The sequence below is a fragment of the Streptomyces shinuiensis genome (assembly GCF_043660855.1).
Classification (GTDB): Bacteria; Actinomycetota; Actinomycetes; order Streptomycetales; family Streptomycetaceae; genus Streptomyces.
Genome location: NZ_JBIHML010000001.1, coordinates 2,446,859 through 2,471,689, shown reverse-complemented (window position 1 = coordinate 2,471,689; position 24,831 = coordinate 2,446,859). Strand labels below are relative to the sequence as shown.

Here is a 24,831-nt window from a genome sequence, read left to right as displayed (position 1 = left end):
CCGGGGAGGCACGGCGATCGTCTCCGCTCCGGACGGCGGGACGAGGGCCGCCGTCGGCGCCGTCGAGGCGCGATGGCGCTGTCTCGTCCGCAGGGGGATGCCGCACAGCGAGTGCGAGGCGGTCGAACACCGGGACCTGCCCGCGGGCGCCATGCGGTCGTTCGGCTGTGCGCCGTCCCACCGCTGGGCGTTCGAACTGGAGGACACCCCGCGGTGCCGCGGTGAGGCCGGCGGCCTCACCGCGGAGGTCGATCTCCTGCTCCACGTGTGAAACGCACCCGCGCCGCGGCCCCGGCGCTCCTCGGGAGTGCCGGGGCCGCGGCGCGGGTGGGCGCCGGCTACGCGCCCAGCAGCTTGCGGACCCGGTCCGCGCCGACGGCCAGCAGCAGCGTGGGCAGCCGCGGGCCGGTGTCGCGGCCCACCAGCAGCCTGTACAGCAGCGCGAAGAAGGCGCGCTGGGCCACCTTCAGCTCCGGCGTCGGCCTGGCGTCCGGTGACAGGCCCGCCCGGACCTTGGGCACGCCGTAGACCAGCGCGGTCAGCCCGTCCAGCGACCAGTGGTCGTCCAGGCCGTCCAGCAGCAGGCGCAGCGACTCGCGCGCGTCGTCGTCGAGCGAGGCCAGCAGCTCGGTGTCCGGCTCCTCGCGCACCCGGGTGCGCTGCTCCGCCGGTACGTGGGTGCTGATCCACCGCTGCGCGCAGTCCAGGCGCGGGCGCGTCTCGTCCAGGGAGCGGACCGGGTTGTCCGGGTCCAGCTCGCTCAGGATGCGCAGCGTCTGCGCCTCGTCCCCGGTGGTGACGTCCGCCACCGACGCCAGCGTGCGGTACGGCAGCGGGTGCGGGGTGCGCGGCAGATCGCCGCCGGCGGTGGTGGTGGCACGGCGGTACGCGGCCGTGTCCGCGGGCTGCGCGGCGCCCTCGGCGACCTTGCGCTCCAGGGCGTCCCACTCGTCGTAGAGCCGCTGGATCTCCTGGTCGAAGGCGATCTTGAAGGACTGGTTCGGGCGGCGGCGGGCGTACAGCCAGCGCAGCAGCGGAGCCTCCATGATCTCCAGCGCGTCCAGCGGGGTGGGCACCCCGCCCTTGGAGCTGGACATCTTCGCCATGCCGCTGATGCCGACGAAGGCGTACATCGGGCCGATCGGCTGCTCGCCGCCGAAGATCTCCCGCACCAGTTGCCCGCCGACGACGTAGGAGGAACCGGGGGACTGGTGGTCCACGCCGGAGGGCTCGAAGACCACGCCCTCGTACGCCCAGCGCATCGGCCAGTCGACCTTCCAGACCAGCTTGCCGCGGCGGTGCTCCGACAGCAGCACCGTCTCCTCGTTGCCGCACCGGCACACGTACGCCAGCCGCGTGCTCTCGTCGTCGTACCCGGTGATCGTCGTCAGGTCGCGGTCGCAGACGGAGCAGTACGGCTTGTAGGGGAAGTACCCGGCGTCGCCCGCGCTGCCGTCGTCCTCGCCCGCGGCGCCCGAGCCCTCGGCGGCCTCGATCTCCGCGGTCGACATCCCAGGGTCCGTCGGCTTTGCCTGCTTCTTCGCGGCCTTGGAGGGCGTGATCTTGGTGCGGTAGCGGTCCAGGACGGCGTCGATGCGGGTGCGTTCGCGCATGGCGAAGAGGACCTGCTCGCTGTACGCGCCGGAGGTGTACATCTCCGTCTGGCTGATGCCGCGCACCTCGACGCCCAGCTCGTCCAGCGCCCGCACCATGGCGGCCCTGAAGTGCTCGGCCCAGCTGGAGTGCTCGCTGCCGGGAGGCGCGGGCACCAGGGTGAGCGGCTTGCCGATGTGCTCCGACCACGAGGTGTCGACGCCCTCGATGCCCGCCGGGACCTTGCGGAAGCGGTCGTAGTCGTCCCAGGACAGGATGTGCTCGCAGGGCACGCCGCGCCGCTTGATCTCGTCGGCGACGAGGTGCGGCACCATGACCTCGCGGAGGTTGCCCAGGTGGATGGGGCCGGAAGGGCTCAGGCCCGAGGCGCAGACGACCGGTTTGCCGGGGGCGCGGCGCTCCGCCTCGGCGATGACCTCGTCCGCGATGCGGGAGACCCAGTCGGCCTCTGTGCTCTGAGCCACGGTCGGCACGTCCCTTTCCTGGCTGTGGTGTCCGGGATGACGGCTCCATTGTTTCAGACGCGGTACGGGCCCCGCGCCCGTGACGAACGCGCGCGCCCCGGCGGTGGGCCCCGTGGGATACTGGACCGATCCGAAAACCCCACTCAGAGGAACGGCACTCCTTCATGGCCTCGGTCCCCTCCCTTGCCGCAACCGTCCACCAGCGCGTCGCGGAGGCCCTCTCGGCAGTCCTGCCGGAGGCCGCCTCCGCAGATCCGCTGCTGCGGCGCAGCGACCGGGCGGACTTCCAGGCCAACGGGATGCTGGCGCTGGCCAAGAAGCTCAAGGGCAACCCGCGGGAGCTGGCGGGCAGGGTCGTCGCCGCGGTGCCGGAGACGGACGAGATCGCCGGCATCGAGGTCTCCGGGCCCGGCTTCCTCAACATCACCGTCTCCGACGCCGCGATCGTGCGGACGCTGGCGGCGCGGGCGGCCGACGAGCGGCTGGGCGTGCCGTACGCGGAGCGGCCGGGCACCACCGTCATCGACTACTCGCAGCCCAACGTGGCCAAGGAGATGCACGTCGGGCACCTGCGCTCGACGGTGATCGGCGACGCGATCGTGCAGATCCTGGAGCACCGGGGCGAGAAGATGGTCCGTCGGCACCACATCGGGGACTGGGGCACGCAGTTCGGCATGCTCATCCAGTACCTGGTCGAGCACCCGCACGAGCTGGACCACGCCTCCGGCGAGGAGGCCGGCGGCTCCGGCGCGTCCGGCGAGGCCGCGATGTCCCGCCTGAACCGGCTCTACAGGGAGTCCCGGGCGCTGTTCGACTCCGACGAGGAGTTCAAGGCGCGCGCCCGCGACCGGGTGGTGCTCCTGCAGAGCGGCGACGAGGCCACGCTGGAGATGTGGCGGAGGATCGTCGGCGAGTCGATGATCTACTTCCACGCGGTCTACGACCGGCTCGACGTGGAGGTCCGCGACGAGGACGTGGTCGGCGAGAGCGCCTACAACGACGACCTCCAGCAGGTCGTGAAGGAGCTGGAGGACAGCGGCGTCGCGGTCCGCTCCGAGGGCGCGCTGTGCGTGTTCTTCGACGACGTCAAGGGCCCCGACGGCAAGCCCGTCCCGCTGATCGTGCAGAAGTCCAACGGCGGTTTCGGCTATGCCGCCACCGACCTGGCCGCCATCCGCGACCGGGTCGGGAAGCTGGGTGCCGACACCCTGCTGTACGTGGTGGACGCCCGGCAGGCGCTGCACTTCAAGATGGTCTTCGAGACCGCGCGCCGGGCCGGCTGGCTGCCCGAGGGCGCCGCACGGCAGCTCGCGTTCGGCACCGTGCTGGGCAAGGACGGCAAGCCGTTCAAGACCCGTGAGGGCGAGACGGTCCGGCTGGTGGACCTGCTGGACGAGGCCGTCGAGCGGGCCACGGCCGTTGTGCGGGAGAAGGCGGAGCAGGGCGGCCTGGAGCTGACGGACGAGGAGATCGCCGAGCGCGGCGCCCAGGTGGGCATCGGCGCGGTGAAGTACGCCGACCTGTCGACGTCCATGTCGCGCGACTACGTCTTCGACCTGGACCGGATGGTCTCGCTCAACGGCGACACCAGCGTCTACCTCCAGTACGCCTACGCCCGGATCCAGTCGATCCTGCGCAAGGCCGGCGACGCGCGGCCCGCCGCGCACCCGGAGGTGGGACTGGCCCCGGCCGAGCGGGCGCTGGGCCTGCACCTGGACGAGTTCGCCGAGACGCTGGCGGGCGTGGCCGAGACGTACGAGCCGCACAAGCTGGCCGCGTACCTCTACCAGCTCGCCTCGCTCTACACGTCGTTCTACGACCAGTGCCCGGTCATCCGGGCGGAGTCGGACGCGGTCAGGGAGAACAGGCTCTTCCTGTGCGACCTGACGGCCCGCACCCTGCGGCAGGGCATGGCGCTGCTGGGCATCCGCACCCCCGAGCGGCTCTGAGGCCCGCGGGCTCCGGGCCCGCGCCGGACCGGAACGCCGGCGCCCCGGCGTCCGGCGCCCGGACGTTCAACGCCCGCGGTGCACCTTGGTGTTGGACGCCTGGGCGCGGGGGCGGACGACCAGCAGGTCGACGTTGACGTGCGGGGGGCGGGTGACGGCCCAGACGACGGTGTCGGCCACGTCCTCGGCGGTCAGCGGCTCGGCGACGCCCTCGTAGACCTTCGCCGCCTTCTCGGCGTCACCGCGGAAGCGGGTCAGGGAGAACTCCTCGGTGCGCACCATGCCGGGCGCGATCTCGATGACGCGCACCGGCTGCCCGCACAGTTCCAGGCGGAGGGTTTCGGCCAGGACGTGGGCACCGTGCTTGGAGGCGACATAGCCGGCGCCGCCCTCGTAGGTGCCGTGGCCCGCGGTGGAGGAGAGCACGAGCACGGTGCCGTCGCCGGAGGCGGTCAGGGCCGGGAGCAGGGCCTGCGTCATGTGGAGCGTGCCCAGCACGTTGACCTCGTACATCGACTGCCAGTCGGCGGGGTCGGCGGTGGCCACGGGGTCGAGGCCCAGGGCGCCGCCGGCGTTGTTGACCAGCACGCTGCCGGGGGCGAGAGGGCCGAGCCGGGAGGCGAAGGCATCCACGGCGGTGCGGTCGGTGACGTCCAGGGGGTGCGCCTCGGCCCGGTGCCCGTCACCGTTCAGCCCGGCGGCGAGCTCCTCCACGCGGTCGGCGCGGCGGGCGGTGAGCACGGTGCGGTAGCCGGAGGCGGCCAGCCGGCGTGCGGTGGCGGCGCCTATGCCGCTGCTCGCGCCGGTGACGACGGCGGTGGGCTGCTGCTCGTCGGGCAGGGTCATGAAGGGCTCCTCGAAGGGCGGTGGACTTTTCCGGGGCGGACCGCCTCGAAGGATAGGCGGCCGTTTCACCCGCTCCGCGGCGCATACATGCTGTGCCGTCCCGGGGCGCCCCCGGACCCCGGCCGTTTCACCCGCTCCGCGGCGCGTACATGATCAGCGCGACCCCGGCCAGACAGACCAGCGCTCCCGCGACGTCCCAGCGGTCCGGCCGGAAACCGTCCACGACCATCCCCCAGGTAAGGGAGCCCGCGACGAAGACCCCGCCGTACGCCGCCAGCACACGGCCGAAGTTCGCGTCCGGCTGGAAGGTGGCGACGAAGCCGTAGGCGCCCAGCGCGAGCACCCCGGCGCCGATCCACGCCCAGCCGCGGTGCTCGCGCACCCCCTGCCACACCAGCCAGGCGCCGCCGATCTCCAGGAGGGCGGCGAGGGCGAACAGCAGGACCGAGCGCGCGACGGACATACCGGGAGCGTAGAGGCCCGCCGGTACCGGACCCCCAGGGCCTTCAGGGCCAGACCAGGCAGTACGGCTGGTGGCCGGCCTCGTGGAGCCGGTGGCTGAAGTCCTGCCACTCGTGCAGGAGCCGGTAGACGTCGAAGGCGTCGCGCGGGCCGCCCCGGTCGGGGACGGTGGACCAGATGAAGGCGGCGGCGCCCACCGACTCCTCCCCGATGCCGCGCAGCGGGTCGACGACCGTCATGGGGAGCCTGACCACCGCGTAGTCGGAGTGGAGGACGACCAGCTCCAGCGGCGGCACCCTGTGCAGGGGGACGCCCTCGATGCCGGTGAGGACCATGGCGGCCATCGTCTCCGGCTTGATGCTGGTGAACATGCCGTGGCCCAGTTCGTCCCCGCCGAGCTCGTCCGGGCGCATCGCGATGGGCACGCGGGCGGCCGTGGCGCCGTCCGGCGCGCCGAAGTACTTGTAGGTCACCCCCACCCGGCCACCCTTGCTGCTCCTCGTCTCCGTGCCCTCGGCCCCGGCCTCGGCGGTCCCGCCGGCCCCGGCCTCGGCGGTCTCGCTGACCGCTCTCGCGTCGCGGTCCCGCCGGTGGCGCCCCCGCGCCCGTCTGGGGCCCCGGCCCAGGTCCCCCGTGCCCTCGCCCAGTCCGCCACCGCGCTGCATGTCACCACCCGACCACTTGCGGCCCCCGCCGCGCAACCAGATCATCGTCTCAGAGACTTCCAGAGACCTCCCCCTCTGGCGGACTGTGAAACGCCCGGCCGCACATGCGCGCGAGGCTCTGAGACCATGGCTTGCGTGAGCTATCCGTACGATGCCCCAGTATCGCAGTCGCTGTACGACCGTGCCGCCGTAGTGACGCCCGGAGGCGTGAATTCTCCGGTTCGCGCTTTCCGCGCCGTGGGCGGTACGCCCCGCTTCATGGTGTCCGGTACCGGTCCGTACCTCACCGACGCCGACGGCCGTGAGTACGTGGACCTCGTGTGCTCCTGGGGCCCGATGGTCCTCGGGCACGCCCACCCCGCCGTGGTCGAGGCGGTCCGCGCGGCGGTCGCGCGCGGTACGTCCTTCGGCACGCCCGGCGAGGGCGAGGTCGAACTGGCCGAGGAGATCGTCGCCCGCATCGCCCCCGTCGACCAGGTGCGGCTGGTCTCCTCCGGCACCGAGGCCACGATGTCCGCGATCCGCCTGGCGCGCGGTTTCACCGGGCGGGCCAAGGTGGTCAAGTTCGCCGGCTGCTACCACGGACACGTCGACGCGCTGCTGGCCGCCGCCGGCTCGGGCGTGGCCACCCTCGCCCTGCCCGACACCCCCGGTGTGACGGGCGCGCAGGCCGGGGACACACTGGTGCTGCCGTACAACGATCTGGACTCGGTCGCCGCCGCCTTCGCCGCGCACCCCGGCGAGATCGCGTGCGTGATCACCGAGGCGTCGCCGGGCAACATGGGCGTCGTGCCGCCGCGCGACGGCTTCAACGCCGGGCTCAAGCGCCTGTGCGAGGAGAACGGGGCGCTGTACGTCTCGGACGAGGTGATGACCGGATTCCGCGTCTCGAAGGCCGGCTGGTACGGCCTGGACGGCGTCGCGCCGGACCTGATGACCTTCGGCAAGGTGATGGGCGGCGGCTTCCCGGCCGCGGCCTTCGGCGGCCGGGCCGACGTGATGGCCCACCTCGCCCCCGCCGGCCCCGTCTACCAGGCCGGCACCCTCTCCGGGAACCCGGTCGCCACCGCCGCCGGCCTCGCCCAGCTCCGCCTGCTGGACGACGCGGCGTACGGGCGGCTGGACGCCGTCTCCGCCGAGATCCGCACGCTGGTCACCGAGGCGCTGGCCAAGGAGGGCGTGGCGCACCGGCTGCAGAGCGCGGGCAACATGTTCTCGGTCTTCTTCACCGACGAGGACGTGGCGGACTACGACGCGGCCAGGCGCCAGGAGCCGTTCCGCTTCACCGCCTTCTTCCACGAGATGCTGGCCCAGGGCGTCTACCTGCCGCCCTCGGCCTTCGAGTCCTGGTTCGTCTCCACCGCCCACGACGACCGGGCCGTCGGGCGGATCGCCGCCGCCCTGCCGCCGGCCGCGCGCGCCGCCGCGCGGGCCACCGGCGCCGAGGAGGAGGGGGCATGACCGACGAGCCGAACGGGGGCGCCCCGAATCCGGCGGAGTCGGCGGACCCCGCGGGCATGACGGACCCGGCGGACGTGGCGGTCACCGGCGAGACGGCGGGGGAGCGCGAGCAGCACGGCGGCGGGAAGCGCACCGTCGTCCACCTGATGCGGCACGGCGAGGTGGAGAACCCCGAGGGGATCCTCTACGGGCGCCTGCCCGGCTACCACCTCTCCGACCTGGGCCGCCGCATGGCCGAGCGGGTCGCAGAGCATCTGGCCGGCCGCGACATCGCCCATGTCGTCGCCTCCCCGCTGGAGCGCGCCCAGGAGACCGCCTCGCCGGTCGCCAAGGCCCACGGTCTGGACGTGGCCGGCGACGAGCGGCTGATCGAGGCGGAGAACATCTTCCAGGGCCGTACCTTCGGTGTGGGCGACGGGGCGCTCAGGCGGCCCGCGAACTGGCCGCACCTGCGCAACCCCTTCCGCCCGTCGTGGGGCGAGCCGTACATCGACCAGGTGGTGCGGATGATGGCGGCGCTGGAGGCCGCCCGGGACGCCGCCCGCGGCCACGAGGCGCTGTGCGTCAGCCACCAGCTTCCGATCTGGACGGTGCGCAGCTTCGTCGAACGCCGCCGGCTGTGGCACGACCCGCGCAGGCGGCAGTGCACCCTGGCGTCGCTGACCACCTTCACCTTCGTCGGGGACCGGATCGTCTCGGTCGGCTACAGCGAGCCGGCCCGCGATCTGGTGCCGCCGCACCTGAGGGCCGGGGCGAAGCCGGTCAAGGGGCAGGCGGGGGGCAAGGGCCCCGGGTTCGGCGCCTGACCGGTTCACGCCGCCGTCTCGCGGGAGGCCGCGGGGCGGTGGTGCCGGAGCCGGTCGCAGCCGCCCGGCGACCGCCGTCCGGAGTGAGCCAAGTCACATTCCGGTGGGGGGAGTTGTCGGGTTATCGACCGGTGGGGCCTTTTGGCGGGGGCGGGGGAACGCCTGCGCGAGGCGCATGGGAAACTTTTCACATGTTTCTTCGCGCTACCGGCTCCCCAGGCCGCTCCCGGCTGTCCGCGGCCGTCACCGCCGCGGTGGCCTGCGCACTGATCCTGTCGGGCTGCGGCGGGGGCGGCGGTCAGGAGCAGAGCAGCGGTTCCGGCAAGAACTACGTGGACGGAACGGGTGCGGTCACCGAGGTGAAGCCGGCCGACCGCAAGCCCGCCCCCGAGCTCTCCGGCGAGACGGTGGACGGGAAGCGGCTGGACGTCGCCGACTACCGGGGCGAGGTCGTGGTCCTCAACGTCTGGGGCTCGTGGTGCCCGCCCTGCCGCGCCGAGATGCCGCATCTGGTGAAGGTGGCCAACGAGACCGAGGACCAGGGGGTGCGGTTCGTCGGGATCAACACCAGGGACCTCGACCGGGTGCCGGCCCAGCGCTTCGAGGACGAGTACGAGGTGCCCTACCCCAGCCTCTACGACCCCTCGGGCAAGCTCCTGCTGCGCTTCCCCAAGGGCAGCCTCAACCCGCAGGCCATCCCCTCCACCCTCGTCCTCGACCGGGAGGGGAGGATCGCCGCCCGGGCCCTGAAGCCGCTCGGTGAGGAGGAACTCCGCTCCATGATCGACCCCCTGGTCGAGGAGAAGTGACACGGATGCTCCACCTCGCCTCCGAGACGGGGATCTACGGGACGGTCCTGTCGGGCGGTCTGCTCCTGGCGATCCCCGTCGCTCTGCTGGGCGGGCTGGTGTCGTTCTTCTCCCCGTGCGTCCTGCCGCTCGTACCCGGCTACCTCTCCTACGTCACGGGAATCGGCGGCGCCGACCTGGCCGAGGCGCGCAGAGGGCGGATGGCGCTCGGCGCCTCCCTGTTCGTCGCGGGCTTCACGGCGGTCTTCGTCTCGGGCGGCGCCCTCTTCGGGTACTTCGGCCAGACCCTCCTGGAGCACCAGGAGACGATCAGCCGGGTCCTGGGCGTGGTGCTGATCGCGATGGGCCTGCTCTTCGCGGGGCTGCTGAAGGGGGTCGGGCAGCGCGAGTTCCGCTTCCACCGCAGACCGGCCGTGGGCCTGGCCGGCGCCCCCGTGCTCGGTGTGCTCTTCGGCGTCGGCTGGACCCCGTGCCTGGGGCCCACGCTGGCCGCGGTCAACACGCTGGCGTTCAGCGAGGCGAGCGCGGGCCGGGGAGCGCTGCTGACGGTCGTCTACTGCCTGGGCCTGGGCCTGCCGCTGATACTGACGGCGGTGGCCTTCCGGCGGGCGATCGGCGCCTTCGCCGCGGTCAAGCGGCACTACGTGTGGGTCATGCGGATCGGCGGGGGGATGCTGATCGCGCTGGGGGTCCTGATGCTCACCGGGGTGTGGGACCTGCTGCTGACCGAAATGCGCACCTGGACCGACAGCTTCACCGTAGGGATCTGAGATGCCCACAGCCGATGTCGGGAACGCTCCCGAGAACACCCGGGCCGACACCGAGGAGCAGGAGGCGGGCGGCCGGATCTCCACGGCCCCCCGCGAGGACTCGGCGGCCGACGCCCCCGCCCTGGGACCGGTGGGCTGGGCCCGCTGGTTCTGGCGGCAGCTCACCTCGATGCGGGTCGCGCTGATCCTGCTCTTCCTGCTCTCGCTCGCCGCCGTCCCCGGCTCGCTGATCCCGCAGAACGGCGCGGACGCCTTCGCCGTGCGGAACTTCAAGGAGCGCAACGGGACGCTGGCGGAGGTCTACGACAGGCTCCAGCTCTTCGACGTCTACAGCTCGGTGTGGTTCTCCGCGGTCTACATCCTGCTTTTCGTCTCGCTCATCGGCTGCATCCTCCCGCGCAGCGGGCAGTTCGCCGGCCAGCTCCGCTCCCGTCCGCCGCGCGCGCCGCGCCGGCTGACCAGGATGCCCGCCCACACCACCTGGCGCACCGACGCCGAGCCGGATCAGGTGCTCCGGGCGGCGCGCACGCTGCTGCGCGGGCGCCGCTTCCGCACCTCCCTGACCGAGGAGCCCGGCGGGCCGGACGGATCCGGCGGGTCCGGTTCGGGGGGCTCGGTCGCCGCGGAGAAGGGCTATCTGCGCGAGGCCGGGAACCTCGTCTTCCACATCTCGCTGGTCGTGATGCTGCTCGCCTTCGCGGCCGGGCAGCTGTGGAACTCCGAGGGCGGCAAGCTCATCGTGGAGGGCGACGGGTTCTCCAACACGCTCGTCCAATACGACGACTTCACCTCCGGGTCGCTGTACGACACCGACGACCTGGACGTCTTCGGCTTCACGCTGGAGGAGTTCCACGCCTCCTTCGAGCGCACCGGCCCGCAGCGCGGCACCGCGCGCACCTTCCGCGCCGACGTCTCGTACTGGGAGGGCGCCGACGGCGCGGAGAAGAAGACCTCAATCGAGGTCAACCACCCGCTGAAGGCCGGTGACTCCAAGGTCTTCCTGGTCGGCCACGGCTACGCGCCGGTCGTCACCGTCACGGACGGGCAGGGGAAGATGGCGTACCGCGGCCCGGTGCCGTTCCTGCCGCAGGAGAGCCTGGGCCTGACCTCCACGGGCGTCATCAAGGTCACCGACTACCGGAACAAGGACGGCGAGAAGGAGCAGCTCGGCTTCCAGGGCATCTTCACGCCCACCTACGGGATCGACGCCGAGCGCGGGCCGCACTCGACCTTCCCCGAGCTGGACTACCCGGTGCTCTCCCTCAACGCCTTCCACGGCGACCTGGGTGTCGACGCCGGGCTCCCGCAGAACGTCTACCAGCTCGACACCGACAAGATGGAGCAGTTCAAGGCCGAGGACGGCGACCTGTTCCGGACCGACCTGCGCCCCGGCGAGTCGGTGGAGCTGCCGGACGGCGCGGGCACCCTGACGTTCGACCGCGTCGAGCAGTGGGCCAGCTTCCAGGTCTCCCAGGAGCCCGGGGAGGGCTGGGCGCTGGCCGGGGCCACCGCCGCCGTGCTCGGCCTGGCCGGTTCGCTGTTCGTCCGGCGCCGCAGGGTGTGGGTCCGCGCCCGGCGCGGCGCGGACGGTGTCACCGTGGTGGAGATGGCCGGGCTGGGCCGCAGCGAGTCCGCGCGACTCCCGGAGGAACTGGGTGACCTGGCCTTCGCCCTCCAGGACGACGCGCCGCCCGCGGCGGACCCGGACGGGGAGGGCCCGGCCCCCGGCCGGGACGCCGGGGAGAGCGCGGGGGGGACCACAGAAGACGTACCGGCTGCCACCGAGGACGCCGGCCCCTCGTCACGAGGAGAGAACGAGTGAACCCAGTGGACATCGCCGTCGCAGCGAACGAGAGCCTCGCCGAGTTCAGCAACCTGCTGATCAAGTCGGCGATGGCCGTGTACGCCCTGGCCTTCGTCGCGCACATCGTGGAGTGGGTGTTCGGCAGCCGCAGCAAGGTGGCCCGCACGGCCGCCGCGCTGACCGCCGAGGGCGCCGGGAAGGCCGGGGGCGCCCGTACCGCCGCCGCGGGGAAGGGCGCCGGCAAGGTCTCCGTCACCGTGCGAACCTCCGGCGGCGGCACGGAGGTGCTGGAGCGCCCAAAGGTCGTCACCCGCTCCGCCCCGGGCCGCCGGACCGGTGTGCCGGACGGTCCGGGCGCGGCCGGCGGGGACGAGCAGGGCGACCTGTACGGCCGGATCGCCGTCTCGCTCACCGTGCTGGCCTTCCTGCTGCACTTCGGCGCGGTGCTCACCCGGGCCCTGTCGGTGCAGCGCGCCCCCTGGGGCAACATGTACGAGTTCTCGACGGCCTTCTCGATGGTCGCCGTCGGCGCCTACCTGGCCTTCCTGGTGGCGAAGAAGGACATCCGCTGGATCGGTCTGCCGCTGGTCACCACCGTGCTGCTCGACCTGGGCCTGGCCATCGTGGTCTTCTACACCGAGAGCGACCAGCTCGTCCCGGCGCTCGACTCGTACTGGATGTGGATCCACGTCTCGCTGGCCATCGTGTGCGGCGCGCTGTTCTACCTCGGCGCGGTCTCCACGCTGCTGTACCTGTTCCGGGACCGCTACGAGGCCAAGCTGGAGGCCGGCGGCCGGCCGGGCGCCTTCGCCACCTCCGTGCTGGAGCGGCTGCCCAGCTCCGCGTCGCTGGACGGCTTCGCCTACCGCATCAACGCCGCCGTCTTCCCGTTCTGGACCTTCACCATCATCGCGGGCGCCATCTGGGCCGAGAACGCCTGGGGCCGCTACTGGGGCTGGGACCCCAAGGAGACCTGGTCCTTCATCACCTGGGTCGGCTACGCGGCGTACCTGCACGCCCGTGCCACGGCGGGCTGGAAGGGGCGCAAGGCCGCGTACCTGGCGCTGATCGCCTTCCTGTGCTTCCTGTTCAACTACTACGGCGTCAACGTCTTCTTCGACGGCCTGCACTCCTACGGCGGGGTGTGACCGTCCTGACGTGACGCGGGCGCGCTCTCAGGAGGCGGCGGGCGGGGTGGTGTCCTCCGGCCCGCCGTTCTCCTTGTCGGTCTCCCCGCCGTTCTTCCTGTCGGCGCCGCCGTTCCTCCGGTCGTTCTTCCGGCCCCGCTCCCCACCGGACTCCCGCTCCCGCTCCCGCTTCTGCTCCGGCTCCGGCCCGGGCGTCTCGGGGCGCTGCCGTTCACGCTCGTTGATCGACTTCAGGAAGTCGGGGTTGTCGTCCGGAGCCACCCAGCGGCGCTCGGCGGGCCGGGTGGCGCCGTAGGGCGCGTTCCTGCGCGGCCGCCCGACCAGGAACCAGGCGATGGGCCCGAACAGCACCGAACCGAAGAGCAGGATGATGAAGACCCACGCCAGCTTCGGCAGCTTCCGGGTCTCGTTCTCGGGGGTGTTCAGGCAGTCGATGAAGGCGTAGATCCACACCGCCAGGATCAGAACGGTCGGAAGAAGCCTGAGCATTGGGCAACGCCCCCTGGAAGCGTGTAGTGCGGCGGGTGCCGGGCCCTGCGCGGGCCCGTTGTCCGGGGTGCCGGGCCGGAGCCGGAGGAGGCCCCGTGACACGCCCAGGGTAATCGGTGTCGGATACTTGCCCGTATGGCATACGACGATCTCCGCTCGCTGCTGCGGGCCCTGGAGCGCGACGGCGACCTCGTACGGATCAAGGCCGAGGTCGATCCCCATCTGGAGGTCGGGGAGATCGTCGACCGGGTCCAGAAGTCCGGCGGCCCGGCGCTGCTCTTCGAGAACGTCAGGGGCTCCGGCGTGCCGCTGGCGATGAACGTCTTCGGCACCGACCGCCGCATGCTCAAGTCGCTGGGCCTGTCGTCCTACGACGACATCAGCGAGAAGATCGGCGGACTGCTGCGGCCCGAGCTGCCGCACGGCTTCGTCGGGGTGCGCGAGGCGTTCGGCAAGCTCGGCGCGATGGCGCACGTACCGCCGAGGAAGGTCAGGGAGGCGCCGGTCCAGGAGGTCGTCCTCACCGGCGACGACGTCGACCTGGAGAAGCTGCCGGCGCTTTTCACCTGGCCGAAGGACGGCGGCTCCTTCTTCAACCTGGGGCTGACCCACACCAAGGACCCCGAGACCGGCGTCCGCAACCTGGGCCTGTACCGCCTTCAGCGGCACGACCGGCGCACCATCGGGATGCACTGGCAGATCCACAAGGACAGCCGCAACCACTACCAGACGGCCGCGCGGCGCGGCGAGCGGCTGCCGGTCGCCATCGCCTTCGGCTGCCCGCCCGCCGTCACCTACGCCTCCACCGCGCCGCTGCCGGGCGACATCGACGAGTACCTGTTCGCCGGCTTCCTCCAGGGCAAGCGGGTGGAGATGGTGGACTGCAAGACGGTGCCGCTCCAGGTCCCCGCACGCGCCGAGGTGGTGCTGGAGGGCTGGCTGGAGCCGGGCAGGACGCTCCCGGAGGGACCGTTCGGCGACCACACCGGCTTCTACACGCCGCAGGAGGACTTCCCGGCCCTGACCATCGACTGCGTGACGATGCGCAGACGGCCGGTCTTCCAGTCCATCGTCGTGGGCCGTCCGCCGACGGAGGACGGGCCGCTGGGCCGGGCGACGGAACGCTTCTTCCTGCCGCTGCTGAAGATCATCGTGCCGGACATCGTGGACTACCACCTCCCCGAGGCGGGCGGCTTCCACAACTGCGCGATCATCTCGATCGACAAGAAGTACCCCAAGCACGCGCAGAAGGTGATGTCCGCCATCTGGGGCGCGCACATGATGTCGCTGACCAAGCTGATCGTGGTGGTCGACTCCGACTGCGACGTCCACGATCTGCACGAGGTCGCCTGGCGGGCCCTGGGCAACACCGACTACGCCCGTGACCTCCTCCTCACCGAGGGGCCGGTGGACCATCTCGACCACGCCTCCTACCAGCAGTTCTGGGGCGGCAAGGCGGGCATCGACGCCACCGCCAAGTGGCCCGGGGAGGGTTACACGCGCGACGGGGGCTGGCCGGACATGGTCCTGTCCGACCCCGACACGGCCGAGAAGGTCAGCCGCCGCTGGCGGGAGTACGGGCTGTGAGCTCCGTCACCGAGGGCGTCGCCGGGCCGCAGCCGGCCCGGCCCGCCGGCCGTCTCAGGGCGTTCCTGCGGCTGGTGATGATCGAGCACTCGGTCTTCGCGCTGCCCTTCGCCTACATCGCCTCGCTCACCGCGATGTTCCTGGACGACGGCACCGTCCACTGGTGGGAGCTGCTCCTGGTCACCGTCGCGATGGTGGGGCTGCGGACCTTCGCGATGGCCGCCAACCGGATCATCGACCGGGAGATCGACGCCCGCAACCCGCGCACCGCGGGGCGCGAGCTGGTCACCGGGGCGCTGTCGGTGCGCACCGCGTGGGCCGGGGCGCTGGTCGCGCTCGCCGTCTTCCTGGGGGCCGCCGCCCTGCTGAACCCGCTGTGCCTGGCGCTCGCGCCCGTCGCCGTGGTGCCGATGGTGGTCTACCCCTACGGGAAACGGTTCACGGACTTCCCGCACGCCGTACTCGGGCTCGCGCAGGCCATGGGGCCGGTGGGCGCCTGGATCGCGGTCACCGGCGCCTGGTCGTGGGAGGCGGTGGTCCTGGGACTGGCGGTGGGCGTGTGGATCGGCGGCTTCGACCTGATCTTCGGCTGCCAGGACGTGGCCGCCGACCGGGCCCACGGGGTGCGGTCCGTCCCCGCGCGCTTCGGCATAGCCGCCGCGCTGTACGGGGCCCGCGGCTCCCACGCCGTCACCGTGGCACTGCTGGCCTGGTACGGGGCGCTGACCGGGGCCGGTGCGCCGTACTGGGCCGGGCTGGCGGTCGTGGTGGCGGCGTTCGCCTACGAGCACTCCATCGTGCGGCCCGGCGACCTGTCCCGGCTGAACCGGGCGTTCTTCACCGTCAACGGCTTCATCGGGATCGTGCTGTTCGGCTGCGCCCTGCTCGACCTGGTGCTGCGCGGCCTGACGGCGTGACGGCCGCCCGGCCGCGGCGGGCCGGGCGGGTCAGGGGATCTGCCGCCGGGCCCGCCCGGCCGGCGCCGAGCGCCGGAACCAGAACGCCGCCAGCACCCCGCCGATCAGCCCGAACAGATGCCCCTGCCAGGAGACGCCCTGGGCGGTGGGCAGCACGCCCCACAGGATCGAGCCGTAGAGCAGCACGACCGTGACGCCCACGGTGATGTCGAGTGCGTCCCGGTCGACGAAACCGCGCACCAGCAGATAGCCGAAGAGGCCGAAGACCACACCCGAGGCACCCGCCGTCAGGGAGTTCTCCGGCGCGGTGAGCCAGACACCGAGGCCGCTGACGACGACGATCGTCAGGCAGACGGCCAGGAAGCGGCCTATCCCGCGGACGGCCGCCAGGAAGCCCAGCACCAGCAGCGGCAGGCTGTTGGCCGCCACGTGGTCCCAGCCGAAGTGCAGGAACGCCGCCGGCACCACGTCGGCCAGCTCGTCCGTCTCGCGCGGCGAGATGCCGTAGGGGTCGAGGGAGTTGCCGGTGGCCACGTCGACGGCCTCCAGCAGCCACAGCAGGGCCACCCAGGACGCCATCAGCACACCCGCCGACACCGCTCTGGAGGCGCGTGACGAGCGGGACGTCCCGGCCGCCGATCCGTACACCATCCGGTCTCTCTCCCGTCCGATACCGCTGTCGGTCCCGACCACACCGCCGACCACACCGCCGACCACACCGCCGACCACACCGCCGACAACGCTGCCGCCGTCACCGACGTCACCGCCGCTGTCCTCGGTCTGCCCGTTCCGTTGCGCCGCGTACATCCTGAGAACGTCACGGAACGTGTCGGGAGTTCCGGCCGGGGCTCCTCAGCGCCGGGACGAGCCCAGCTCCTCGTAGAGCACCGCGGCCATCACGTCCTGCGGGTCCAGCCACCTGGCGCCCTCGGGCGCCTTGACCGGGACCGCCGAACCGGGCGCGAAGGACATGGTGAGCGGTATCTCCTCCGGGCCCCCGGCGCCCGTCTCTCCGGTGAACTGCGCCAGGTCCACCGTCATTCCCGCCAGTACGCCGCCGCGCAGCGCCAGCTCCGCTGTGATCCGCCGGTCCGGCGCCCGTTCCAGCCAGGAGAACCCGATCCCGTCGAAGCGGTCCGCCAGCGGGGCCAGCGCCCGTGCGAGGCCGTCGGCGACCTCGCGGGCCGGGAGGGTCACCCTGACGCGCTCGGTGCCGTCCGCCCGGCCGGCGTCCCGTGGGACGGCGTGGTCGTCCAGGGCCCGGCGCACCGCGCCGATCACATGGTGCTGGGCCCGGGCGCTCTGCAGGATGTCCACGCTGTTGGCCAGCCGCTGGGCGCGTTCGCCGTACTTGCCGCCCACGGCCCGCGCGAAGTGGTCGAACTCCTCGGGGTCTATCTGCACCCACCGGCCTTCGAGCATGTCCCGGGCCGCGGCGAGGGAGGGCGGCAGGGCGTCCGCCGAGCGGGCCAGCTCGGCCGCCTGCACCACCGTCTCGCGGCTCCGGTTCGTCTCGTGCGCCAGCCGCGTCCAGTCGGCGCGCACATAGAAGTCGGCGCCGACCGACTTGTACGCGGCCACGTCCCGGTTGCCGAAGTTCACGGCCGCGGCCGTGTCGATCCGGTTCTTCCCGCCGAGGTCCTTCAGCGGCCTGTCCGCGCCGAACACGAACGCCGTCTCCATCCGGGACAGCAGCAGCGCGTCGGTGCGGGAGGCCGCCGGGCCCATGCCCCGCTCGTGGTTGTGCCGCAGGAAGGCGTGTATCTCGTCGGCCGGGGCCTCGACCCGCGCGGCGACCGACACCGTCTCCCACTCGCCGAGCCTCTCGACGGCCTGGCGGACCCTGGTCCCGGTGTCGGCCCTCCCGGGGGCCCCGCAGGCGGTCGAGGCGGCGATCAGGAGGGCGCAGCCGGCCGCCGCCAGGCGCACGCGCCCGTGCCCGGTGTGCCCGGTGTGCCCGGTGCGCCCGGCGCGCCCGGCGTTCGAGGCGTGTCCGGAGCGCTCGGTGCGCGCGACGGGTGTGCGGAGTGTGCGTGGCGTACGGGACATGCGGCGATCCAACTACTTCGGGGGCGGAGACGGCCAGGGCCCGGGGTGCCCCGGTCGGCGCGGGAGGGCGGCGCGGCGGCCGTTAGGCTCGGTGCCGTGAGGGACAGTGTGCGACGGCCGTGGATCGTCGGTGTGTCCGGGGCGTCCGGGACGCCGTACGCCGCGTCGGTGATCCGCGCGCTGCTCGCGGCGGGCGAGGACGTGGACCTGGTGGTCAGCCGGGCCTCCCGGCTGACCCTGCTGGACGAGACCGGCCACCCCTTCCGCGACGCCCACTGGCGCGAGGACCTGCGCCGCTGGCTGGCCCGGGGGGCGGACGGCGCCCCGGACGCGTACGACGTGGCGGTCCCCGAACCCGGCCCGGAGGCGGACGGGGGGAACGCCGGGGGGAGGGCCGCGGGCGGCACCGTGCGGTACTGGCCCGCCGGCGACCTGGCCGCGGGGCCGTCGTCGGGCTCGTACCCGGCCAGGGGGATGATCGTCGTCCCGGCCTCCACCGCGTCCGTGGCGGGCATCGCCCTGGGACTGTCCAAGGACCTGCTCCAGCGCACGGCGAGCGTCACGCTCAAGGAGCGCCGCCCGCTGGTCGTCGCCGTGCGCGAGACGCCGCTCAGCGGCCAGACCCTCAGGCACCTGGTCACCCTGGACGAGGCGGGGGCCGTCGTGCTGCCGGCCTCGCCCGCGTTCTACGCGGGGGCGGCCCACATCCAGGAACTGGTCGACTTCGTCGCAGGCCGCGCGCTGGACGCACTGGGCGTTCCGCACGATCTCTACCGCCGATGGGAAGGTGAGCTGGGGGGCGCACAGAGGCAGTCGTAGGGCGACGAGCCCGGATGCCTTAGATTCGATTACGGAAAGCTCTTGCGGTATCCGACAGCGGCACAGCCCGGACGACGGCCCGAACGACGGAAGGCACCAGGACGCATGGACGCGGTGGACAGACAGCTCATCCAGGCGCTGCGCGAGAACGGCAGGGCCTCGTACGCGGAACTGGGCCGGCTCGTCGGCCTCTCCGGCCCCAGCGTGACCGACCGCATCAACCGGCTGGAGGCGGCCGGCGTCATCACCGGCTACCGCGCGACCGTGGACGCCCCCTCCCTGGGCCTGGGCGTCACCGCCCTGATCGGCATCCAGCTCTCGGACTCCGTCGACCACGAGGACGTGGTGGAGCGGCTGCGGGATCTGGCGGAGATCGAGGACTGCTGGTTCATCGCCGGGGACGACTCCTTCATGCTCAAGGTGCGCGCCACCGACGTGGACGGCCTGGAGCGGACGATCCGCAGGCTCTCGGGCACCAAGGGCGTCTCGCGGACCCGCACCACCATCGTGCTCTCCACCAAGTGGGAGAACCGGGTCGGCCTGCTGCCCACCGGGGAGGAGTGACCGCGGCCGCCGCGCACCCCGGGGCCCCGCCCGGACGCGCGGCGGGGCAGGCGTAGGCTCAATCGGGCCGCCCGCAACGGACGGCCCGCAGGACCCGCAACCCCGCACACAGGAACAAGGAGGCGGCGACGCATGGACGCTGGGCTCAAGCGCGAGCTGGAGGAGAAGGTCCGCGCCGGTGAGCGGCTGAGCCGTGAGGACGGCATCGCCCTGTACGAGTCCGACGACCTGGCCTGGCTGGGCGGCCTCGCCCACGAGGTGCGCACGAAGCTGAACGGCGACGTCGTCTACTTCAACGTCAACCGCCATCTGAACATGACCAACGTGTGCACGGCCTCGTGCGCCTACTGCTCCTTCCAGCGCAAGCCGGGGGAGAAGGACGCGTACACCATGCGCATCGAGGAGGCCGTGCGGCTGGCCAGGGCGATGGAGGGCGACAACCTCACCGAGCTCCACATCGTCAACGGCCTCCACCCCACCCTGCCCTGGCGCTACTACCCGCGCTCGCTGCGGGAGCTGAAGAAGGCACTGCCGGACGTCTCCCTGAAGGCGTTCACCGCCACCGAGATCCACCACTTCGAGACGATCTCGGGCCTGTCGGCCTCCGAGATCCTCGACGAGCTGATCGACGCCGGCCTGGAGTCGCTCACCGGTGGCGGCGCGGAGATCTTCGACTGGGAGGTGCGGCAGCACATCGTCGACCACCGCACCCACTGGGAGGACTGGTCGCGCATCCACCGCCTGGCGCACTCCAAGGGCCTCAGGACGCCCTGCACCATGCTGTACGGGCACATCGAGGAGCCCCGTCACCGCGTCGACCACGTGCTGCGGCTGCGCGAACTGCAGGACGAGACGGGCGGCTTCCGGGTCTTCATCCCGCTGCGCTACCAGCACGACTTCGTGGACGTGAAGGACGGCAAGGTCCGCAACCGGCTCCAGGCCCGCACCACCATGGCCACCGGAGCGGAGGCGCTCAAGACGTTCGCGGTCTCGCGGCTGCTGTTCGACAACATCCGGCATGTGAAGGTGTTCTGGGTGATGCACGGTGTGCAGACCGCCCAGCTCGCCCTCCAGCACGGCGCGGACGACATGGACGGCTCGGTGGTCGAGTACAAGATCACCCACGACGCGGACAACTACGGCACCCCCGACAAGCTCACCCGCGAGGACCTGCTGGAGCTGATCCGCGACGCCGGCTTCCGCCCCATCGAACGCAACACCCGCTACGAGATCGTCCGCGAGTACGACGGCCCGGACCCGGCGCGGCGCGAGTCGCCGCAGCCGATGCGGCTGTGACCCGGCGGCGGGCGTGACGCGGAACACACCGGTGAGGACGGCCCGATGACGCTGCGGTACGTACTCGGCCCTCCCGTCGACCGGCGGCTGGCCGACGGGATCTGCGACCTGTGGGCGCGGGTGGCCAACGCGGGCGGGGCCGTCGGCTTCGTACCGCCGGTGACCGCCGAGGACGTACGGCCCGAGCTGACCCGGCACCTCACGGCGATGGCCGAGGGGCGGGCGCGGCTGCTGGCGGCGTACGACGGGGAGGGCCGGGTCGCGGGCACCGCCTTCCTCATGCCGAACACACACCGGCTGATGCGACACTGGGTGTGGCTGTACACCGTGATGCTGTGCCCCGACCGCCAGGGCCGGGGCGAGGGCCGGGCCCTGATGGCCGCCGTGGAGGAGGCCGCCCGGGGCATGGACGGCGTCCGCGGCATCCGGCTCACCTGCCGAGGCGGGCTCGGGCTGGAGCACTTCTACGGCTCGTGCGGCTACAAGGAGGTCGGACGCGTGCCCGACGCCATCCGCGTCGCGGACGACGACCTCCGGGACGACATCACCATGTGGCTCCGGCTCAGCTGACCCGGCCACGCCGAAAGGATCCACCACCGTGACCAGCACATCGGAGACCGGCAACACGAACACGGCGCCGCACGCCGCGTCCGGCACCGCGCCGGGCCGCACGCCGCACGCGACACTCCGCTACACGGCCATGCGACTGGGTGTCTTCCTCGCCTGCTTCGTGGTCGTCGCGGTGCTCGCCTACGTCGGCGTACTGCCCGAGGCCGTCGGAAGGGCCAACCCGCTGTGGCTGCTGATACTCGCCATGGTCGTCTCCGCGCCGCTCAGCCTGGTGCTGCTGCGCCGGCAGCGCGACGAGATGTCCGTGCAGGTCGCCGAGCGCGTGGACCGGGCCAAGCGGAAGCTGGCCGCCAACCAGAGCCAGGAGGACTGAGCCGGGAGGACCGAGCCGGGAGGGACGCGGGTCCGAAGGACCGGGCCGGCCCCGTCTCCCTCGGCATCGGCGACTACGTGCTGATCGCCTTCGTCTCGGTCATCGGCTCGGCCGCCACCGCCGGTCTCACCGGTGCCACCGTGATGACCACGCTGCCCCTCTCCGCCCTCGGCCTGCCGCTGGAGGACGTGGGTCTGCTGCTGGCGATCGACCCGGTCCTGGACATGATCCGGACGGCTGCCAACGTCGCAGGCCAGGCGGCGGTCCCGGTCGTGGTCGCGGCCCGCGAGAGGATCCTCGACCTGGACGCCTTCAGCAGCGCCCGGAGCTTCGACACCGGTGCCCTCGACGACACCGACCACGCCGAGGGCACAGGCACCGTCCCAGCCGGAGGCGCGGGCGACCGCCGGGGTGGCGAGCCTGCCCCCCGCCACCGCCTGACCGGCCCGCACAGCGGCCACGGGCCCCGGCCGGGGCCCGTGGCCGCTGTGCGCCGAGCGGTGCGGTGCTCCCCGTCCCGGGGCCGGGGGCAGGGGAAAGGCAGGAGCCCCCGCCGTGGCGAGGGCTCCTTGGGTACTGCTTATCCGGTCGTCTGCCGGCGCCGTACCGCCCTCACGGGCGGGCGTACGCCGTCACGGCCAGGAGGTCTGGCCGAGCCGGGCAACTCAGGCCGCGGTGACGTTCTCCGCCTGCGGACCCTTCGGGCCCTGCGTCACGTCGAAGGTGACCGCCTGGTTCTCCTCCAGGGAACGGAAACCGTTCGCATTGATCGCGGAGTAGTGAACGAACACATCGGGACCGCCGCCGTCCTGGGCGATGAAGCCAAAGCCCTTTTCGGCGTTGAACCACTTGACGGTTCCGGTAGCCATAAGCCCTCCTTGGGCCTATAAGGGTTGCCCTGCTCCAGAAGCCGATTAAGAACTCTGAAAACGACGAGAGCCCGCGGTCACATGCTCCGCAGGCTCTGTACTGCAAGGGAAACCAAACTGCAACTTGCTGTGAGCGTAGCACGGTGCTCACCGGAGGGGAAGAGTGATCATGTTCCGGCGCGCCCGTCCGGGTGAGCACCCCCGAGGAGGCGGACCGGACCTGCGGGGATAGCCTCGCAAGGTGGACACCAATGACGCTGATCAGCCCGTCGCCGAGCCCCTGCGGAGGCGGCCCCGCGTCGGGCACATCCAGTTCCTCAACTGTCTGCCCCTCTACTGGGGGCTCGCCCGTACCGGCACCCTGCTGGACCTGGAGCTCACCAAGGACACCCCCGAGAAACTGAGTGAACAGCTGGTGAACGGGGGGCTCGATATCGGCCCGATCACCCTCGTGGAATTCCTCCGCAACGCCGGCCGGCTGGTCGCGCTGCCGGATATCGCGGTGGGCTGCGACGGTCCGGTGATGTCCTGCGTGATCGTCTCCAAGGTGCCGCTGGCGGCCCTCGACGGCGAGCGCGTCGCCCTCGGCTCCACGTCCCGCACCTCGGTGCGGCTGGCCCAGCTGCTGCTCGCCGAGCGCCACGGCATCGCCCCCGACTACTACACCTGCCCGCCCGACCTCGGCCTGATGATGCAGGAGGCCCAGGCCGCCGTGCTGATCGGCGACGCCGCGCTGCGCGCCTCCCTGCACGACGCGCCCCGGCTCGGTCTCCAGGTCCACGATCTGGGGCTGATGTGGAAGGAGTGGACGGGCCTGCCGTTCGTCTTCGCCGTCTTCGCAGCCCGCCGCGACTACCTGGAGCGCGAGCCGGAGACCGTGCGGGAGGTCCACCGGGCCTTCCTCGACTCCCGTGACCTGTCCCTGGAGGAGGTCACCAAGGTGGCCGAGCAGGCGGCCCGCTGGGAGGCCTTCGACGCCGAGCTGCTGGAGCGCTACTTCACCACCCTGGACTTCCGGCTCGGCCCGGAACAGCTGGCCGGCATCGCCGAGTTCGCCCGCCGGACCGGGCCCACCACCGGATTCCCGGCCGATGTGCGCGTCGGCCTCCTGAGCTGAGGCCGTACCGCCCCGGGGCCGCCCGGAGCAGGCCGGCCCGGCCGGCCGACCAGACCGGACTGACCTGCCGAAAGGCCGCCCGGGCGCTGGCGTACGCTGGATCGGACGCCGTGCCGCCGCGCGCCGGCCGGCCCGGCCGCCAGGCCCGGCCGACCCGACCGCCAAGCCCGAGAGGACCGCCCGGTGACCGATAACGCCGACCTCCAGTCCGTGCTCGACCGCGCCGCCGGGGGCGGGCGGATCAGCGCGGAGGAGGCGTTGGAGCTCTACCGGCACGCCCCGCTGCACGCGCTGGGCCGGGCCGCCGACGCGGCGCGCCGCCGCCGGTACGCGGGCACCGAGCACATCGCCACGTACATCATCGAGCGGAACATCAACTACACCAACGTCTGTGTGACCGCCTGCCGGTTCTGCGCCTTCTACGCCGCGCCCAGGGACACGGCCAAGGGCTGGACCCGGGACCTGGACGACATCCTGCGCCGCTGCGAGGAGACCGTGGCGCTGGGCGGCACCCAGGTCATGTTCCAGGGCGGGCACCACCCGGACTTCGGCGTGGAGTACTACGAGGAGCACTTCTCGGCGATCAAGAAACGCTTCCCCGAGCTGGTGATCCACTCCCTGGGCGCGTCCGAGGTCGAGCACATGGCGCGGATCTCGGGCGTAACGGTGGATGACGCGATCCGCCGCATCCACGACGCCGGTCTGGACTCCTTCGCCGGAGCCGGCGCCGAACTGCTCCCCGAGCGCCCGCGCAAGGCGATCGCGCCGCTGAAGGAGTCCGGCGAGCGCTGGCTGGAGATCATGGAGACCGCCCACCGGCTGGGTGTGGAGTCCACCTCCACCATGCTGATGGGCACCGGCGAGACCAACGCCGAGCGCGTCGAGCACCTTCGGATGATCCGCGACGTGCAGGACCGCACCGGCGGCTTCCGCGCCTTCATCCCGTACACCTACCAGCCGGAGAACAACCACCTGAAGGGCCGCACCCAGGCCACGATCTTCGAGTACCTGCGCATCCTGGCCGTCGCCCGGCTCTTCCTGGACAACGTCGCCCACATCCAGGGCTCCTGGCTGACGACGGGCAAGGAGGCCGGCCAGCTCTCCCTGCACTACGGCGCGGACGACCTGGGCTCGGTGATGCTGGAGGAGAACGTCGTCTCCTCGGCCGGTGCGAGGCACCGGTCCAACCGCATGGAGCTGATCGACCTCATCCGCAGGGCCGGACGCGTCCCGGCGCAGCGCTCGACGACGTACGAGCACCTGGTCGTCCACGACGACCCGGCGGAGGACCCGGTGGACGACCGCGTCGTCTCCCACCTGTCCTCGACCGCGATCGAGGGCGGCACCGCGCACCCCGAGCTGAAGCTCATCGACGCCAACTGA

General features: G+C 72.3%; 25 protein-coding genes and 1 pseudogene. 18 read left to right on the top strand and 8 right to left on the bottom strand.

Annotated elements, in window-relative coordinates; translation table 11 throughout:
• The first annotated feature begins 97 nt into the window (after positions 1 to 97).
• On the top strand, positions 98 to 271 hold the full coding sequence (locus ACGRHY_RS11035; RefSeq protein ID WP_394635188.1) for a hypothetical protein: 174 nt from the start codon (positions 98 to 100) through the stop codon (positions 269 to 271).
• A gap of 67 nt (positions 272 to 338) precedes the next feature.
• Here the strand turns inward: ACGRHY_RS11035 and lysS are convergent, their stop codons facing one another.
• The gene (gene lysS, locus ACGRHY_RS11030; RefSeq protein WP_394635187.1) at positions 339 to 2,078 is read right to left on the bottom strand and encodes a lysine--tRNA ligase; all 1,740 of its coding nucleotides are present in this window, start codon (positions 2,076 to 2,078) and stop codon (positions 339 to 341) included.
• Positions 2,079 to 2,242: 164 nt separating this feature from the next.
• Here lysS and argS point away from each other — a divergent pair, with 164 nt between their 5' ends.
• Complete coding sequence (gene argS, locus ACGRHY_RS11025) at positions 2,243 to 4,027, top strand: arginine--tRNA ligase (protein ID WP_394635186.1); 1,785 nt, start codon at positions 2,243 to 2,245, stop codon at positions 4,025 to 4,027.
• A 66-nt stretch (positions 4,028 to 4,093) separates the two neighbouring features.
• Here argS and ACGRHY_RS11020 read toward each other — a convergent pair whose 3' ends face one another.
• The 3 genes from ACGRHY_RS11020 to ACGRHY_RS11010 form a co-directional block, all read right to left on the bottom strand.
• Positions 4,094 to 4,873: an SDR family NAD(P)-dependent oxidoreductase gene (locus ACGRHY_RS11020; protein ID WP_394635185.1), complete on the bottom strand. Its 780-nt coding sequence runs from the start codon at positions 4,871 to 4,873 to the stop codon at positions 4,094 to 4,096.
• Between the two features lie 127 nt (positions 4,874 to 5,000).
• Entirely contained in the window at positions 5,001 to 5,336 is a 336-nt protein-coding gene (locus ACGRHY_RS11015; RefSeq protein ID WP_394635184.1) for a YnfA family protein, read from the bottom strand.
• Between the two features lie 43 nt (positions 5,337 to 5,379).
• The gene (locus tag ACGRHY_RS11010) at positions 5,380 to 6,000 is read right to left on the bottom strand and encodes a hypothetical protein (RefSeq protein WP_394637999.1); all 621 of its coding nucleotides are present in this window, start codon (positions 5,998 to 6,000) and stop codon (positions 5,380 to 5,382) included.
• 126 nt (positions 6,001 to 6,126) lie between these two features.
• Here ACGRHY_RS11010 and hemL point away from each other — a divergent pair, with 126 nt between their 5' ends.
• The 6 genes from hemL (at position 6,127) to ccsB (ending at position 12,798) form a co-directional block, all read left to right on the top strand.
• Complete coding sequence (hemL, locus tag ACGRHY_RS11005) at positions 6,127 to 7,461, top strand: glutamate-1-semialdehyde 2,1-aminomutase (RefSeq protein WP_394635183.1); 1,335 nt, start codon at positions 6,127 to 6,129, stop codon at positions 7,459 to 7,461.
• A 146-nt stretch (positions 7,462 to 7,607) separates the two neighbouring features.
• The gene (locus ACGRHY_RS11000) at positions 7,608 to 8,267 is read left to right on the top strand and encodes a histidine phosphatase family protein (RefSeq protein ID WP_394637998.1); all 660 of its coding nucleotides are present in this window, start codon (positions 7,608 to 7,610) and stop codon (positions 8,265 to 8,267) included.
• 191 nt (positions 8,268 to 8,458) lie between these two features.
• A complete protein-coding gene (locus ACGRHY_RS10995; protein ID WP_394635182.1) occupies positions 8,459 to 9,076 on the top strand; it encodes a TlpA family protein disulfide reductase in 618 nt (205 codons plus the stop codon).
• Between the two features lie 5 nt (positions 9,077 to 9,081).
• A complete protein-coding gene (locus ACGRHY_RS10990; RefSeq protein ID WP_394637997.1) occupies positions 9,082 to 9,846 on the top strand; it encodes a cytochrome c biogenesis CcdA family protein in 765 nt (254 codons plus the stop codon).
• A gap of 1 nt (position 9,847) precedes the next feature.
• Positions 9,848 to 11,668, top strand: a complete 1,821-nt coding sequence (gene resB / locus ACGRHY_RS10985) for a cytochrome c biogenesis protein ResB (RefSeq protein ID WP_394635181.1) — start codon at positions 9,848 to 9,850, stop codon at positions 11,666 to 11,668.
• A gap of 5 nt (positions 11,669 to 11,673) precedes the next feature.
• Positions 11,674 to 12,798 carry a c-type cytochrome biogenesis protein CcsB gene (ccsB, locus tag ACGRHY_RS10980; protein WP_394637996.1) on the top strand — a complete coding sequence of 375 codons (1,125 nt, stop codon included), beginning with the start codon at positions 11,674 to 11,676 and terminating at the stop codon, positions 12,796 to 12,798.
• Positions 12,799 to 12,825: 27 nt separating this feature from the next.
• On the opposite strand, the gene ACGRHY_RS10975 is transcribed toward ccsB, so the two are convergent.
• Positions 12,826 to 13,287: a PLD nuclease N-terminal domain-containing protein gene (locus ACGRHY_RS10975; protein WP_394635180.1), complete on the bottom strand. Its 462-nt coding sequence runs from the start codon at positions 13,285 to 13,287 to the stop codon at positions 12,826 to 12,828.
• Positions 13,288 to 13,422: 135 nt separating this feature from the next.
• Here ACGRHY_RS10975 and ACGRHY_RS10970 point away from each other — a divergent pair, with 135 nt between their 5' ends.
• On the top strand, positions 13,423 to 14,874 hold the full coding sequence (locus ACGRHY_RS10970; protein WP_394635179.1) for a menaquinone biosynthesis decarboxylase: 1,452 nt from the start codon (positions 13,423 to 13,425) through the stop codon (positions 14,872 to 14,874).
• Entirely contained in the window at positions 14,871 to 15,791 is a 921-nt protein-coding gene (gene mqnP, locus ACGRHY_RS10965; protein WP_394635178.1) for a menaquinone biosynthesis prenyltransferase MqnP, read from the top strand. Before ACGRHY_RS10970 ends, mqnP begins: the two co-directional genes overlap by 4 nt.
• A gap of 30 nt (positions 15,792 to 15,821) precedes the next feature.
• Here the strand turns inward: mqnP and ACGRHY_RS10960 are convergent, their stop codons facing one another.
• Positions 15,822 to 16,442, bottom strand: coding sequence for a rhomboid family intramembrane serine protease (locus ACGRHY_RS10960; protein ID WP_394637995.1), 621 nt, complete (start codon positions 16,440 to 16,442; stop codon positions 15,822 to 15,824).
• Positions 16,443 to 16,643: 201 nt separating this feature from the next.
• Entirely contained in the window at positions 16,644 to 17,840 is a 1,197-nt protein-coding gene (locus tag ACGRHY_RS10955) for a hypothetical protein (protein WP_394635177.1), read from the bottom strand.
• 96 nt (positions 17,841 to 17,936) lie between these two features.
• Here ACGRHY_RS10955 and ACGRHY_RS10950 point away from each other — a divergent pair, with 96 nt between their 5' ends.
• The 6 genes and pseudogenes from ACGRHY_RS10950 to ACGRHY_RS10925 all read left to right on the top strand — a co-directional run.
• Complete coding sequence (locus tag ACGRHY_RS10950) at positions 17,937 to 18,659, top strand: UbiX family flavin prenyltransferase (RefSeq protein WP_394635176.1); 723 nt, start codon at positions 17,937 to 17,939, stop codon at positions 18,657 to 18,659.
• 105 nt (positions 18,660 to 18,764) lie between these two features.
• Complete coding sequence (locus tag ACGRHY_RS10945; protein ID WP_394635175.1) at positions 18,765 to 19,223, top strand: Lrp/AsnC family transcriptional regulator; 459 nt, start codon at positions 18,765 to 18,767, stop codon at positions 19,221 to 19,223.
• Positions 19,224 to 19,355: 132 nt separating this feature from the next.
• On the top strand, positions 19,356 to 20,519 hold the full coding sequence (gene mqnE / locus ACGRHY_RS10940; protein WP_394635174.1) for an aminofutalosine synthase MqnE: 1,164 nt from the start codon (positions 19,356 to 19,358) through the stop codon (positions 20,517 to 20,519).
• Between the two features lie 45 nt (positions 20,520 to 20,564).
• Entirely contained in the window at positions 20,565 to 21,089 is a 525-nt protein-coding gene (locus tag ACGRHY_RS10935) for a GNAT family N-acetyltransferase (RefSeq protein WP_394635173.1), read from the top strand.
• A gap of 28 nt (positions 21,090 to 21,117) precedes the next feature.
• Positions 21,118 to 21,462, top strand: a complete 345-nt coding sequence (locus tag ACGRHY_RS10930) for a DUF4229 domain-containing protein (RefSeq protein ID WP_394635172.1) — start codon at positions 21,118 to 21,120, stop codon at positions 21,460 to 21,462.
• Between the two features lie 53 nt (positions 21,463 to 21,515).
• Positions 21,516 to 21,836, top strand: a pseudogene (locus ACGRHY_RS10925) (cation:dicarboxylate symporter family transporter); the annotation flags it as partial.
• 291 nt (positions 21,837 to 22,127) lie between these two features.
• Here the strand turns inward: ACGRHY_RS10925 and ACGRHY_RS10920 are convergent.
• A complete protein-coding gene (locus ACGRHY_RS10920; protein ID WP_093660436.1) occupies positions 22,128 to 22,331 on the bottom strand; it encodes a cold-shock protein in 204 nt (67 codons plus the stop codon).
• 241 nt (positions 22,332 to 22,572) lie between these two features.
• Here ACGRHY_RS10920 and ACGRHY_RS10915 point away from each other — a divergent pair, with 241 nt between their 5' ends.
• Positions 22,573 to 23,448: a menaquinone biosynthetic enzyme MqnA/MqnD family protein gene (locus ACGRHY_RS10915; protein ID WP_394635171.1), complete on the top strand. Its 876-nt coding sequence runs from the start codon at positions 22,573 to 22,575 to the stop codon at positions 23,446 to 23,448.
• 183 nt (positions 23,449 to 23,631) lie between these two features.
• Positions 23,632 to 24,831, top strand: a complete 1,200-nt coding sequence (gene mqnC, locus ACGRHY_RS10910) for a cyclic dehypoxanthinyl futalosine synthase (RefSeq protein ID WP_394635170.1) — start codon at positions 23,632 to 23,634, stop codon at positions 24,829 to 24,831.

Excerpts from the sequence above, each read along its gene's own strand:
- ACGRHY_RS11035 (WP_394635188.1), top strand. The coding sequence starts at position 98 with ATGCCGCACAGCGAGTGCGAGGCGGTCGAACACCGGGACCTGCCCGCG.
- argS (WP_394635186.1), top strand. The coding sequence starts at position 2,243 with ATGGCCTCGGTCCCCTCCCTTGCCGCAACCGTCCACCAGCGCGTCGCG.
- ACGRHY_RS11020 (WP_394635185.1), bottom strand. The coding sequence starts at position 4,873 with ATGACCCTGCCCGACGAGCAGCAGCCCACCGCCGTCGTCACCGGCGCG.
- ACGRHY_RS11015 (WP_394635184.1), bottom strand. The coding sequence starts at position 5,336 with ATGTCCGTCGCGCGCTCGGTCCTGCTGTTCGCCCTCGCCGCCCTCCTG.
- ACGRHY_RS11010 (WP_394637999.1), bottom strand. The coding sequence starts at position 6,000 with ATGCAGCGCGGTGGCGGACTGGGCGAGGGCACGGGGGACCTGGGCCGG.
- hemL (WP_394635183.1), top strand. The coding sequence starts at position 6,127 with ATGGCTTGCGTGAGCTATCCGTACGATGCCCCAGTATCGCAGTCGCTG.
- ACGRHY_RS11000 (WP_394637998.1), top strand. The coding sequence starts at position 7,608 with ATGCGGCACGGCGAGGTGGAGAACCCCGAGGGGATCCTCTACGGGCGC.
- ACGRHY_RS10995 (WP_394635182.1), top strand. The coding sequence starts at position 8,459 with ATGTTTCTTCGCGCTACCGGCTCCCCAGGCCGCTCCCGGCTGTCCGCG.
- ACGRHY_RS10990 (WP_394637997.1), top strand. The coding sequence starts at position 9,082 with ATGCTCCACCTCGCCTCCGAGACGGGGATCTACGGGACGGTCCTGTCG.
- resB (WP_394635181.1), top strand. The coding sequence starts at position 9,848 with ATGCCCACAGCCGATGTCGGGAACGCTCCCGAGAACACCCGGGCCGAC.
- ACGRHY_RS10975 (WP_394635180.1), bottom strand. The coding sequence starts at position 13,287 with ATGCTCAGGCTTCTTCCGACCGTTCTGATCCTGGCGGTGTGGATCTAC.
- ACGRHY_RS10970 (WP_394635179.1), top strand. The coding sequence starts at position 13,423 with ATGGCATACGACGATCTCCGCTCGCTGCTGCGGGCCCTGGAGCGCGAC.
- ACGRHY_RS10960 (WP_394637995.1), bottom strand. The coding sequence starts at position 16,442 with ATGGTGTACGGATCGGCGGCCGGGACGTCCCGCTCGTCACGCGCCTCC.
- ACGRHY_RS10955 (WP_394635177.1), bottom strand. The coding sequence starts at position 17,840 with ATGTCCCGTACGCCACGCACACTCCGCACACCCGTCGCGCGCACCGAG.
- ACGRHY_RS10945 (WP_394635175.1), top strand. The coding sequence starts at position 18,765 with ATGGACGCGGTGGACAGACAGCTCATCCAGGCGCTGCGCGAGAACGGC.
- mqnE (WP_394635174.1), top strand. The coding sequence starts at position 19,356 with ATGGACGCTGGGCTCAAGCGCGAGCTGGAGGAGAAGGTCCGCGCCGGT.
- ACGRHY_RS10935 (WP_394635173.1), top strand. The coding sequence starts at position 20,565 with ATGACGCTGCGGTACGTACTCGGCCCTCCCGTCGACCGGCGGCTGGCC.
- ACGRHY_RS10920 (WP_093660436.1), bottom strand. The coding sequence starts at position 22,331 with ATGGCTACCGGAACCGTCAAGTGGTTCAACGCCGAAAAGGGCTTTGGC.